The organism is uncultured Tateyamaria sp. (assembly GCF_947503465.1).
In the GTDB taxonomy this organism is placed as follows: domain Bacteria; phylum Pseudomonadota; class Alphaproteobacteria; order Rhodobacterales; family Rhodobacteraceae; genus Tateyamaria.
In genome coordinates, this window is record NZ_CANNDN010000001.1 from 2,161,938 (window position 1) to 2,174,219 (window position 12,282).

At 61.4% G+C, this 12,282-nt stretch carries 13 protein-coding genes; 9 read left to right on the forward strand and 4 right to left on the reverse strand.

Going from position 1 to position 12,282, the window contains the following annotated elements; translation table 11 throughout:
- Positions 1–5: 5 nt before the first annotated feature.
- The 3 genes from Q0844_RS10760 to rpsO all read left to right on the forward strand — a co-directional run bounded on the left by Q0844_RS10760 (position 6) and on the right by rpsO (position 1,997).
- Positions 6–536 carry a DUF1643 domain-containing protein gene (locus Q0844_RS10760; RefSeq protein WP_299044626.1) on the forward strand — a complete coding sequence of 177 codons (531 nt, stop codon included), beginning with the start codon at positions 6–8 and terminating at the stop codon, positions 534–536.
- 86 nt (positions 537–622) lie between these two features.
- Complete coding sequence (locus Q0844_RS10765; RefSeq protein WP_299044628.1) at positions 623–1,579, forward strand: calcium-binding protein; 957 nt, start codon at positions 623–625, stop codon at positions 1,577–1,579.
- Positions 1,580–1,727: 148 nt separating this feature from the next.
- Positions 1,728–1,997, forward strand: coding sequence for a 30S ribosomal protein S15 (gene rpsO / locus Q0844_RS10770; RefSeq protein WP_039685405.1), 270 nt, complete (start codon positions 1,728–1,730; stop codon positions 1,995–1,997).
- Between the two features lie 161 nt (positions 1,998–2,158).
- Here rpsO and Q0844_RS10775 read toward each other — a convergent pair whose 3' ends face one another.
- The gene (locus tag Q0844_RS10775) at positions 2,159–2,704 is read right to left on the reverse strand and encodes a hypothetical protein (RefSeq protein WP_299044630.1); all 546 of its coding nucleotides are present in this window, start codon (positions 2,702–2,704) and stop codon (positions 2,159–2,161) included.
- Between Q0844_RS10775 and Q0844_RS10780 the strand changes: the two genes are divergently transcribed.
- From Q0844_RS10780 to Q0844_RS10795, 4 genes are all read left to right on the forward strand, one after another.
- Positions 2,703–3,224 carry a hypothetical protein gene (locus Q0844_RS10780; RefSeq protein WP_299044631.1) on the forward strand — a complete coding sequence of 174 codons (522 nt, stop codon included), beginning with the start codon at positions 2,703–2,705 and terminating at the stop codon, positions 3,222–3,224. The two genes, Q0844_RS10775 and Q0844_RS10780, sit on opposite strands and share 2 nt — an antisense overlap.
- Before the next feature lie 101 nt (positions 3,225–3,325).
- The gene (locus Q0844_RS10785; RefSeq protein ID WP_299044633.1) at positions 3,326–4,135 is read left to right on the forward strand and encodes a PHB depolymerase family esterase; all 810 of its coding nucleotides are present in this window, start codon (positions 3,326–3,328) and stop codon (positions 4,133–4,135) included.
- Between the two features lie 168 nt (positions 4,136–4,303).
- Positions 4,304–6,439: a polyribonucleotide nucleotidyltransferase gene (gene pnp / locus Q0844_RS10790; RefSeq protein WP_299044634.1), complete on the forward strand. Its 2,136-nt coding sequence runs from the start codon at positions 4,304–4,306 to the stop codon at positions 6,437–6,439.
- A 163-nt stretch (positions 6,440–6,602) separates the two neighbouring features.
- Positions 6,603–7,859: a glycosyltransferase family 1 protein gene (locus tag Q0844_RS10795; protein WP_299044637.1), complete on the forward strand. Its 1,257-nt coding sequence runs from the start codon at positions 6,603–6,605 to the stop codon at positions 7,857–7,859.
- Between the two features lie 57 nt (positions 7,860–7,916).
- Here Q0844_RS10795 and Q0844_RS10800 read toward each other — a convergent pair whose 3' ends face one another.
- A complete protein-coding gene (locus Q0844_RS10800; protein WP_299044639.1) occupies positions 7,917–8,567 on the reverse strand; it encodes a peroxiredoxin in 651 nt (216 codons plus the stop codon).
- Positions 8,568–8,691: 124 nt separating this feature from the next.
- Between Q0844_RS10800 and Q0844_RS10805 the strand changes: the two genes are divergently transcribed.
- Complete coding sequence (locus Q0844_RS10805) at positions 8,692–10,131, forward strand: aldehyde dehydrogenase family protein (protein WP_299044640.1); 1,440 nt, start codon at positions 8,692–8,694, stop codon at positions 10,129–10,131.
- Between the two features lie 87 nt (positions 10,132–10,218).
- On the opposite strand, the gene Q0844_RS10810 is transcribed toward Q0844_RS10805, so the two are convergent.
- Positions 10,219–10,557 carry a GFA family protein gene (locus Q0844_RS10810; protein WP_299044642.1) on the reverse strand — a complete coding sequence of 113 codons (339 nt, stop codon included), beginning with the start codon at positions 10,555–10,557 and terminating at the stop codon, positions 10,219–10,221.
- Between the two features lie 128 nt (positions 10,558–10,685).
- Between Q0844_RS10810 and Q0844_RS10815 the strand changes: the two genes are divergently transcribed.
- Entirely contained in the window at positions 10,686–11,381 is a 696-nt protein-coding gene (locus Q0844_RS10815) for a YafY family protein (RefSeq protein ID WP_299044644.1), read from the forward strand.
- 230 nt (positions 11,382–11,611) lie between these two features.
- Here Q0844_RS10815 and Q0844_RS10820 read toward each other — a convergent pair whose 3' ends face one another.
- Complete coding sequence (locus Q0844_RS10820) at positions 11,612–12,259, reverse strand: pseudouridine synthase (protein WP_299044645.1); 648 nt, start codon at positions 12,257–12,259, stop codon at positions 11,612–11,614.
- Between the last annotated feature and the right edge of the window lie 23 nt (positions 12,260–12,282).

Sequence of the window (12,282 nt, forward strand, 5' to 3'; positions counted from 1 at the left end):
GCCCCATGATCGTTCGAACACACACCAAGGGCGACGCGCCCTCGACCGCTGTATATTCAGAGTGCGAAAGCTATCGGTACAGCCTGACGCGCATCTGGGACGAGACGGGGCGGCGTGTGAACTTTGTGATGCTGAACCCTTCGACGGCAACCGAAGTGCAAAACGACCCGACGGTAGAGCGCTGTGAAAGGCGGGCCCGGGCGCTGGGATATGGCAGCTTTGCAGTGACCAATATCTTTGCCTGGCGCGATACCGACCCAAAGGCGATGCGGGCCGCGGCCGATCCCATCGGCCCCGCAAATGACGACGCCATTGCAGAGCGGGCGCAATGGGCGCAGGACGTGATCGCGGCGTGGGGGACGCATGGGGCGCACCTGGACCGCGGCGCCGACGTGGCAACGCTTCTTCACAACGCGAACAGACCGCTGTTCCACCTTGGCTTGTCCAAGGCCGGCCACCCGAAACATCCACTGTATCTGCCATACACCCAGCAGCCGGAGCCGTGGACATCGTCGCCCATCTTTAACAGGCATTAACCACCTTTCCGGATATCCTTTGTCTCGATCCCGGACTTCGGCTACTGGAAATCTGGGCTTTTCCGTTTCCTGGTTGGATGTCGTTCATGTTGTGGCTTGCTGGATTGATGGGACTTATGGCGGTCGGCGCGGTTGGCGTCATCGACATGACGTCACCCGATGAAACGCAGGACGACGACACCGCAAACCGCGCGTCATCGACCACGCCCACGGGGGACGGCACCGCGCCCGGCAGCGACATCGGCGGGGAACAGGTCGGCGACACTGGCGGTGACACGCTGACCCTTGGCTCTGACGGCGACGACGTGCTGGACGGAACCGACGGGGATGACACCCTGTATGGTGAAGACGGCGATGACACCATCGCGGGCGGCACCGGCGATGATACCCTGCATGGAGAAGATGGCGCAGACCTCATTGCTGGCGGCGGCGATGATGACGACATCTATGGCCACAATGACGACGACACCCTGGATGGCGATGCGGGCGACGATACACTGCATGGCGGGATGGGTGCCGACCAGCTGTCCGGGGGCGACGGTGACGACGCGGTGCATGGCGGCCTCGACGATGACACACTCAATGGCGGCGACGGTGCCGATACGCTGTTTGGCGGCTGGGGCAATGACGTTCTGAACGGTGTTCAGGATGATCCCGAGACCGCCGTTCTGGACGACACCGACGACGGCGACTTCCTGAACGGCGGCGGTGGCGACGATGTAATTGTTGCGGGCCAGGACGACACCGTGACCGCGGGCGATGGCGCCGACACGATCGTGACCGGCAGCTGGGTTGCCGATGGCCCAGCCGTGACAATCATGGATTTCAGCGCCCAGGACGACAACATCCTCCTGGTTTACGAGGATGAGGACGCAGAACCCGCAATCACACTGCGGATCGATCCAGAAAACCCGACAATCACACATGTCATGATGAACGGCGTCACGGTGGCCAACGTCTTGGATGACGCCGGTATAACGATCGAGGATATCGCGCTGATGCCGCTCAGCCTGGCGCAAAGCACCGGCATGGTGTCGGCCTGAGCCTGCCACGCAGGGCACGAACATCGTTGCCATGCCCGCGAATCTCTCCTATATGCGCGCATCTCCGGAGATATCCGGATACCTTGGCCCCGTGCTGGACGACATCCCGGCCGGCGGCGTCTCACTCGAACCTGAAAAGGAGATCCCGATGTCGATCACAGCCGAAGACAAAGCACGCGTGATGAAAGAATACGGCACCAAGGACGGCGACACCGGTTCGCCCGAAGTCCAGGTTGCCATCCTGTCGTCCCGCATCGCCACGCTGACCGAGCATTTCAAGACGCACAAGAAAGACAACCATGGCCGCCGCGGCCTGCTGAAAATGGTTGCCCAGCGCCGCAAGCTGCTCGATTACCTCAAGGGCAAGGACGAGGCGCGGTACACCGACCTCATCAAACGCCTGGGGCTGCGCCGCTAACCAGCGCTAGGCGCTACGACATTCAATCGCACCCCCCGGGGTGCGATTTGCGTTTCAGGCCGCGGAAAAGACGAAGCGTACAGGCCGAGCAAGGTGGGTGATCGACCACAATCGGGCAAGTATCAAAAATGTTTTTCGGATACCCAGCGCGTCTGCAATGACTAGACGCACTCGACGGTCACATCGTAGCTTGGGAAATAAGTTCGACCACCGCCAGAAACTTGAACTCTGAAATCACCATTGTGCTCCACACGCGTTACGCGGAAAGTCTGAAATCCGTCCTGTGTACACCAATCCTCGAACAAACGTTCGGTAAATCCGGCAATCTCAGGCTTCGGTAGTTTTGACACAGGAATTTGCCGAACAGTTTCATCTGTATACCCTAGAAGAATATTGTCACGACGCGGGACGCGATCACCAAAAAGCACGCGTTCATACGTGGATTTACCCGCCGCATTCGTTCCAACAAAGTGCCTATTTTTAAATTCCGCGTTCTGACGCGCAAGGTCTTCTGGTGAATTGCACGCGGTCACTGCAGCCACAAAACCAAAAAGCACCCAAAACTTCATTCCAGCCGCCATGTTCAATCCTCTCCAGACCAATAAAGCAACCCATAGCTTCAATCGAGGGTTGTGCAAGCCATTGACAGCGCCCGATACTGAGAGTTTTGAATGCAAGCCAAGGGAAGCAAACGATATCCAGTTCATGCACAACCTGCCCCGCCTTGCCCTCTCTGTCCGCCAACCCTCTGCCTGGGCCATTATCGCAGGCCACAAACCGATCGAGAACCGCAGCATGGGCTCGATCCGCGCGGGCCGCATGGGGCCGGGGCGCATTGCGCTCCATGCCGCTGCGGGTCTGAAAGAGGAAGAGTTTCGCTACCTCTACTGGCGGCTTGAGAAACACGGCGTGCAATGCCCGCACCCGCTGGACCTGCCGCGCGGCGCCATCATCGGCTCGGTCGAAGTCACGGGCATCATCACCCAGTCAGACAGCGAATGGTTCGGTGGCGCCGCAGGCCTGACCCTCAAGAATCCCGAACCCTGCGATCCAATCCCCGCCCCCGGCGCGCTGGGTTACTTCGAATGGGCCCCCGGCGGCACCCTTGCCCCACCCACACGCTGGATGCGGAAATGGGGCACCGCCACCCCCGACGGTCGGACCGATGACCTCTTTCCGGATGCGCCCATCGCATTTGCCAATCCACCAAAGAAACCATGGTCCTGATCGCAGGGTCGGCGGGCGGGCGCCTTTGCGCAAGCAAACAGACCGTTGCCGTCCCGCCATCGTGATTTGCACCACTGCCCCCCACCGGACAGAGTGCACGCATGCTCCGCGCCCTCCTGCTTCTTTGCTTTGCCCTCATCTGCACAGGCCCCGCCCTGGCGTGCGGCCCCGAAACGCAATGCCGCATCGGCGACCGGCACTATTACATCGCGTTCCCGCCGGGTTATGACAGCACCACGCCGATCCCGGCCGCGCTCTTCGCGCACGGGCTACAAGGCTCCGCTCTCGGCATCATCCGCAACCCACGCCTTCTGGCGGTCGCGGCAGAGCAGAACGTCGCTCTGATCGCCGTCAAATCCAAAACAGACGACTGGTCAATCCCGGGAAGCCCCGAAGAGCGCGCTGACCGCGGGACAGAGGAACTGGCCTATATCGACGCGGTGCTGGCCGATGCCACCAGGCGTTTCAACATTGATCCCAAACGCATCGTGATGTCGGGCGCATCCGTCGGCGGTATGTTCACATGGTACCTTGCCTGCACGCGCTCGGATGTCTTTGCCGCCTTTGTGCCAATGTCTGGCACGTTCTGGGATCCGCTTCCACGCAGATGCGACAAACCGGTCGCGAACATCATGCACTTCCACGGTGACAATGACCGCACCGTGCCCCTGCAGGGCCGCGTCGCCCGTGGCAAGCAGCAAGGCAGTGTGACGGACGCCTTCGCGCTCTACTCCAGGCACGGGCGTTTCCAGGAACCGCGCCAAACCCGGATCGGCGACATGACCTGCAACATCGCACAAAACCGGTCCGGCAAGCTGCTCAGCTTCTGTCTCTACCCCGGCAGGCACGCGTTCCGCTCGGGCAATCTCGGCATCGCCTTGCGCATGCTCAAGGACGCAGGCCACCTCTGATCAACCCGCGTCAATGGCGCTGCTTTCCAACACGCTCCATCTCGTGTATGGCGCTGGAATCTGAAAGCCTGGCGCCCGGACCTCAGCGCCTGACAAAAGAAGATACCGAGGTCAGGGGGAATACGCCCCCTACGCAAATGGCCAACCGGCCAACTTAGGAAACACTTGATGTTCAACGAGACGAAAAAATCCATGCAGTGGGGCGAAGAAACGCTTACACTCGAAACCGGCAAAGTCGCCCGTCAAGCCGACGGTTCCGTGATTGCCACGCTGGGCGAAACCAGCGTCATGGCCAACGTGACCTTCGCGAAAAAGCCAAAACCGGGCCAGGACTTCTTTCCCCTGACCGTCCACTACCAGGAAAAATACTATGCCGCGGGCAAGATCCCCGGCGGTTTCTTCAAGCGTGAGGCACGCCCCACCGAGAAGGAAACCCTGACCGCCCGCCTGATCGACCGTCCGATCCGGCCCTTGTTTGTCTCCGGCTTCAAGCACGAAGTGCTGGTGATGTGCACCGTGCTCAGCCACGATCTGGTCAACGACCCCGACATCGTCGCGATGATCGCGGCCTCGGCTGCCCTGACCATCTCGGGCGCACCGTTCATGGGCCCCATCGCGGGCTGCCGCGTGGGTTACGAGGATGGCGAATACATCCTGAACCCCACCGTCGACGACATGCAGGACCTGCGCCTGAACCCCGACCAGCGCCTTGATCTGGTTGTCGCGGGCACCAAAGACGCCGTGATGATGGTGGAATCCGAAGCCTACGAGCTGTCGGAAGCGGAAATGCTGGGTGCGGTCAACTTCGCACACCAGCAAATCCAGCCTGTGATCGACCTGATCATCGCACTGGCCGAAGACGCCGCGAAAGAGCCCTTCGACTTCCAGGCCCCCGACTATTCGGAGCTGTCCGCCGCCGTCAAAGCAGCAGGCGAAGAGCAGATGCGCGCCGCGTTCGCAATCAGCGACAAGCAGGAACGCACCAATGCCGTGTCCGACGCCCGCGCCGCGATCCTTGAGGCTCTGACAGAAGAGCAGCAGGAAGACCCGAACCTCGGCTCCGCGATGAAGGGTCTTGAGGCGTCCATCCTGCGCGGTGACGTGGTCAAAACCGGGACCCGGATCGACGGTCGTAAAACCGACGAAATCCGTGACATCGTCTGTCAGACGGGTCTGCTGCCCCGCACGCACGGCTCTGCCCTGTTCACCCGTGGTGAGACTCAAGGTCTGGTTGTCACCACACTGGGCACCGGCGATGACGAACAGTTCATCGACGCGCTGCATGGCAACTTCAAATCCAACTTCCTGCTGCACTACAACTTCCCGCCCTACTCGGTCGGCGAAGCGGGTCGCGTGGGCCCTCCCGGCCGCCGCGAGATCGGTCACGGCAAATTGGCATGGCGCGCATTGCAAGCTGTCCTGCCTGCCAGCACCGACTTCCCCTACACCGTGCGTCTGGTGTCGGAAATCACCGAATCCAACGGCTCCTCCTCCATGGCGTCCGTCTGTGGCGGTTCGCTGTCGATGATGGACGCGGGTGTGCCGCTGAAATCGGCTGTGGCCGGTGTGGCCATGGGCCTGATCCTCGAAGAGGACGGCAGCTACGCCATCCTGTCCGACATCCTCGGTGACGAAGACCACCTGGGCGACATGGACTTCAAAGTGGCAGGCACCGAAAACGGCATCACCTCGCTGCAGATGGACATCAAGATCGCAGGCATCACGCCCGAGATCATGGAAAAAGCCCTCGCACAGGCCAAGGACGGCCGGATGCACATCCTGGGCGAGATGGGCAAAGCCATCACCGGCGCGCAGGAATTCTCGGTCCACGCACCGCGCATCGAAACCATGCAGGTGCCCACCGACAAGATCCGCGAAGTGATCGGCTCGGGCGGTAAAGTGATCCGCGAAATTGTCGAAGTGTCGGGCGCCAAGGTCGACATCAACGACGACGGCATCATCAAGATCGCGTCGCCCAACGGCGAAGCCATCAAGAAGGCCTACGACATGATCCACTCGATCGTGGCCGAACCGGAAGAGGGTGCGGTCTATACCGGCACCGTCGTGAAGATCGTCGATTTCGGCGCGTTCGTGAACTTCTTCGGCAAGCGCGACGGCCTCGTGCACGTCAGCCAGATCGAAAACCGCCGCCTGAACCACCCCTCGGACGTCCTGAAGGAAGGCCAAGAGGTCAAGGTCAAGCTCTTGGGCTTCGATGATCGTGGCAAGGTGCGCCTGTCGATGAAAGTTGTCGATCAGGAAACCGGCGAAGAAGTTAAAAAAGAAGAAGCGGCAGAAGAGTAATCCGCCGCTGCCAAATGAACATCCCGCCCTGCCGCCAAAACCGGCGGGGCGGGATTGTCACACACGAGTCTTCGCCGATGTGATGCCGGCCCCCTTGCATCACGCGTGCATCCAGTTTTTTTACCCGCTCGAACGCGTTGTCGCCTACGGATACCCATCGCACATGACCAAGATTGCCTACGACCTCTCCGAAGTTTTTTCGCAATCCACCGGTAAGGACCAGTTTTACGGCATCGCGCGTGTGGTTGCCGAAATCGCCTATGGCCTGTTTCGGTCCGAACATGATGTGACCTTTGTTCTGTATTCCCCCGGGCACGCGAAATTTTTCGAGATCGTGCCGACCTGGGACGAAAAATCCTATGCCGGCATCAACCTGAATGTACCGACATCCGCCAAGCCGATGAAATTCCGGAACATCTACAAACGGGGCAACCTGCTGCGCGATCTGCTGTCCCCGGCCATCGGTGCCGTCATCCGTTTCAAGAACCGCGAACGGTGGCGCAAATCCGGGATCGAGCTGAAGGAAGTCAAACTGGACGGTTACAGTTTCTTTTCCGCCGGTCGCCCCAAACTGATCATCGACATGGTCCACACCATCCGCACCCGGGGCTGGAATACCAAAAGCTATGTGCTGCTGCACGACTTCTTTCCGTTTCACGACGTCGACGAACGGCACCAGTCCCGCTTTGCGGCCAGCTTTCACCATGACAACAGCTTCCTGATCCCGCGCACCGACGTGATCGTGCCCAACTCCTACTTCACCGCAAATGACCTTGAACATTTCGCGGGCAACGGGACGTTGCCAAAGCCAAAGGACGTCAAGGTCCTGCAACTGGCCCAGCACAGCATCCACAGCGGCGAACACGAGGAAATCTTCCTGCCGGACCGCCCGTATTTCATGTGTGTGGGCACGCTTTTGGGCCGCAAGAACCTCGACATCGTGTTGGACGCCATGATGCATCTGCACGAGACCGGCCGAGAGGTTCCATTGCTGATCCTGGCAGGTCAAAAGCGGTCCAGCGTTGTGCGGCACCTCGACAAACCCGAATTGGAAAAGATCCGCAAACAGATCCGGTTTGTCGTGCACCCGAACCAGACGGACCTGAACCGCCTGTATCAGAACGCCATCGCCACCATCATTCCCAGCAAGATGGAAGGCTGGGGCCTGCCCGCGGGCGAGGCCCTGCACCTTGGGTGCCCGGTCATCAGCTCGACGGCGGATGCGCTGGTTGAATGTTGCGGTGATCTGGGCGTGTTCTTTGATCCTGATGACAAGGAACAGCTGGCCGACCTGATGGAAAAGTTTGCAACCGATCAGGAGTACCGGGATTCGGTGCGCGACAAGATCGTTGCGGGCAAAGACAGCTTGCGCAGCTGGGACACCGTCGCGGCTGAACTTATAGAGATCATGGAGGCGTAACGCCGCGATCCATTGCGCGGCCCGCACGGCAAGGCGCGGGCCATCGCAGGGCTCAGATCACTCCGGCGCCTTTGTCTTGCGCAGATACGGCAACACGGTCTCGAACTCACCGAACTTCGCCTTGGCGTCCTCATTCGACACGGTTGGCGGAATGATCACATCCTCGCCCGGCATCCAGTTCGCTGGCGTCGCCACGCCCTTCGCGGACATCTGCAACCCGTCCAGCGCCCGCACCACCTCGGCAAAGTTCCGGCCCACCGTCATCGGATAGGTCATCGACAGTTTCAACTGCTTGTCGGGCCCGATGATGAACACCGACCGCACGGTTGCACTGTCCGCAGGCGTCCGGCCATCGGGCAGATACGCTTCGGCAGGCAGCATGTCGAACGCCTTGGACACCGCCAGCCCATCATCGGCAATGATCGGAAACCCGGCCTTGGCTCCGGCGACTTTCTCGATATCACCCTTCCATTTCTTGTGGTCCTCAACCCCGTCCACGGACACGCCAATCACCTTGGTGCCGCGCTTTTCCCACTCGTCCGCCAACTGGGCCACAGCGCCGAATTCGGTCGTGCACACCGGCGTAAAGTCCTTTGGGTGCGAAAACAGGATGGCCCAGCTGTCGCCAATCCATTCATGCAAGGAAAGCGTGCCGTGGTCCGTTTCAACCGTCAAATCCGGGATCGTGTCGTTGATGCGCAAACCCATAATGTCCTCCGTCGGGATAGTAATGACAGGGGCAACCTATGTGATCCGGTCCATCTTTACATCCCCTGACTTGCAGGCGCCCCGCGCGGGTGCCACAGTCCGCCCAAATCTCAGGGAGATACCGATGCTCGAAAAACGCAACTTCTACATCAACGGCGAATGGGTCGCCCCGCAGGACGGCACCGACCACCATGTCATCGACCCCTCGACAGAAGAGCCGGCAGCCGTCATCTCGCTCGGCGGCACAGCGGATGCCGAAGCCGCCATTGCAGCCGCCAGGGCGGCCTTCCCCGCCTGGATGGCCACCCCGGTCGAGGACCGTATCGCCCTCGTTGAAAAGCTGATCGACATCTACAATGCGCGGGCCGAGGACCTTGCCCAGGCCATGTCTGCCGAAATGGGCGCGCCGCTCGACATGGCACGCAGCCAGCAAGTGGGCGCAGGCACCTGGCACCTCAAGAACTTCGTCCGCGCCGCCCGCGCATTCGACTTCAACCGCCCGCTCAGCGACCGCGCTCCGAACGACCGGATCATCTACGAAGCCGTTGGCGTCGCGGCCCTGATCACCCCGTGGAACTGGCCCATGAACCAGGTCACGCTCAAGGTGGGCGCGGCCGCCATCGCAGGCTGCACCATGATCCTGAAACCCTCCGAGGAATCACCCCTCAACGCCATGATCTTTGCCGAGATGATGCACGAGGCGGGGTTCCCCCCCGGCGTCTTCAACCTGATCAACGGCGATGGCCCCGGCGTGGGTACGGTCCTGTCGGGCCACCCGGACGTGGACATGGTCAGCTTCACGGGCTCGTCCCGCGCCGGGCGGCTCATCTCGAAAAACGCCGCTGACACGCTGAAACGCGTGCATCTCGAACTGGGGGGCAAGGGGGCCAACGTGATCTTCGATGATGCGGATGAAAAGGCGGTCAAACGCGGCGTCCTGCACATGATGAACAACACCGGCCAATCCTGCAACGCGCCGTCGCGCATGCTCGTGCAGCGCGGCAAATACGACGCCGCCGTGGAAGAGGCCGCCGCCGTCGCCGCCAAGGTCACGGTTGGCCCCGCGTCGGGCGAAGGCCGCCATATCGGCCCCGTCGTGAACGCGGTCCAGTGGACCAAGATCCAGGACCTGATCCAGAAGGGCATCGATGAAGGGGCCAGGCTGGTCGCGGGCGGCACAGGCCGCCCCGACGGTTTCAACAAGGGCTACTACGTGCGCCCCACGGTCTTTGCCGATGTCACCAACGACATGACAATCGCCCGCGAGGAAATCTTTGGCCCCGTCCTGTCGATCATTCCCTTCGACACCGAAGAGGACGCCGTGCAAATCGCCAATGACACCCCCTACGGCCTCACGAACTACGTCCAGACGCAGGACGGCGCGCGTCTCAACCGCATGGCGCAGGCGCTCCGCTCCGGCATGGTCGAAATGAACGGGACGTCCCGCGCCGCGGGATCGCCCTTCGGCGGCATGAAACAATCCGGCAACGGACGCGAGGGTGGCATCTGGGGTATCGAAGACTTCCTCGAAGTCAAAGCCGTCTCGGGGTGGGCGGCCGAATAGACCAGGATCCAACTTCACTTGGCCAGGTAAACTCCGGGGGGAGGCGCAGCCGGGGGGCTGGCCCCCCCTCGACCCGCGCCAACCGCCTCACCCGCCCGCCCAGACCGGGCGGTCCACCTCATGCTCGTGAAACGCGTTGCGCACCGCCGGATCGTCATCCAGGCACTGCGCATTGATCGGAAAGGACGCGTCGGGCGACAAAGGCTCCCCCAATGACGTTCCACAGCAGCGGCAGAACGACCGGCGATACGTGAACGGCGCGTCCGGCACGACCGTCTCGATCCGGTCCTGTCCCGCCTCCAGCGTGAACTGATCCCGCTCCACGAACACGGTGGTGGATGTGCCCAACTTGCGGCAGCGCGAACAATGGCATGTTCCCATCACCTTTGGTGGCCCCTTGATCACGAACCGTACGGCGCCGCACATGCAACTCCCCTTGATGTCCATCCGATGTCTCCCGGCCTTGCGTGATTGCACGACAGGGCTAACACGCCCATGCTGACAGCATGGTGTCAGCATGGAGACACCGGGCTTGCACCAAGGGGAAACACAGTATGCGACGCGGCGATCGCCTGTTTGAAATCATCGAAATCCTGCGGCGCGCGTCGGGGCCCATCTCTGCGGACTCCATCGGCGCAAAGCTTGAAGTGACCAAGCGCACGGTTTACCGCGACATCGCCGCGCTGATGGCCCAACGCGTGCCCATCCGCGGAGAGGCGGGCGTGGGTTACGTCCTGGACCCGGGATTTCACATGCCACCCCTGATGCTGACAGCGGACGAGATCGAGGCCGCCGTCCTGGGCGCCCAATGGGTCGGGACACGGGGCGAGGCGGACCTCGCACAGGCCGCCGCCAGCCTGATCGCCAAGATCGCCGCTGTCGTCCCGGACGATGCTCGGGGCATCTTTGTCGAACCCGCCACCAGTGTCGCACCGGTCGGCTCACCGCCAGAGGTCCTGAGCGCCGCTGACATCCGCGTTGCCATCCGCCAGCGGCACAAGATCGCGCTCACCTATCAAGGCAGCACAGGCAGCCAGACAAGGCGCACCATCTGGCCCATCCTGATCGGTTACCGCGACGCGGGTCGCATCATCGCTGCATGGTGCGAATTGCGGCACGGCTTCCGCTACTTCCGCACCGACCGCATCGCCCGGGCCCAGGTATTGCCCGACATGATCCCGCGTCGCATGGACCTGCTGCGCAGCGAATGGCGTGCCGCAATGGATGCGGAACGCAAACGCCATGCGTAAGGCGGATCAAACATCCGCCCAACCCCGCGTCAACGCATCGTTAACCTTTCAGCACCGTGCGCTGCGTTAACCCTGCGAATTCATGAAGAATATGCCGGATCGGTGTACAGGGTGTGCACAGCAAGTGCACAGGTTGTGTATCGGCCATCGCCCTTGTTTTCATGGTGTTAACGCGAGTCGGGAAACGTCGCGTCAATAGACGCGGCGCACACCCCACCGAACGTTGCACCTCAAAATGGCGCGGCACTCCGAAACCGCATCATTTTGCCACTGTCCGGATGCTTGATCCGCAGCTCTTCTGAATGCAGCATCAAACGCTCAAAGTTCCGCGCAGGCCCCTCTGCATAAAACGGATCGCCCAATATCGCGTGCCCCAGTTCCGCCATATGCACACGCAACTGATGGCTGCGCCCGGTCTGCGGCATCAGCCGCACCCGGCTCTCTGTTTCGGTGTCGCGCAACACCCGCCAATCGGTCACCGCGGGCTTGCCGTTCTCATGATCCACATGCTGTTTCGGGCGGTTCGGCCAGTCCACGATCAGGGGTAGGTCAACCCGCCCCGTCTTGGGCGTCATCCGCCCCCAAACCCTTGCCACATATGTCTTTTTCGCAGCCCGCAGCTCGAATTGCTTGCCCAGGAACCGCTGCGCATGCGGCGTCAATCCAAACACCATCACCCCGCTGGTATCCCGGTCCAACCGATGCACCAACAACGCCTGCGGCCACACCGCCTGCACCCGCGCAATCAGGCAATCCGACAGGTGCGCCCCCTTGCCCGGCACACTCAGCAGGCCCGAGGGTTTCGACACCACCAACATCTCTGCGTCATCATGCAGGATGTCCAGGGGATCATTTGGCGGGGCGTAAATGTCATCCATGTTCGCCGCCTGACAAATGTGCC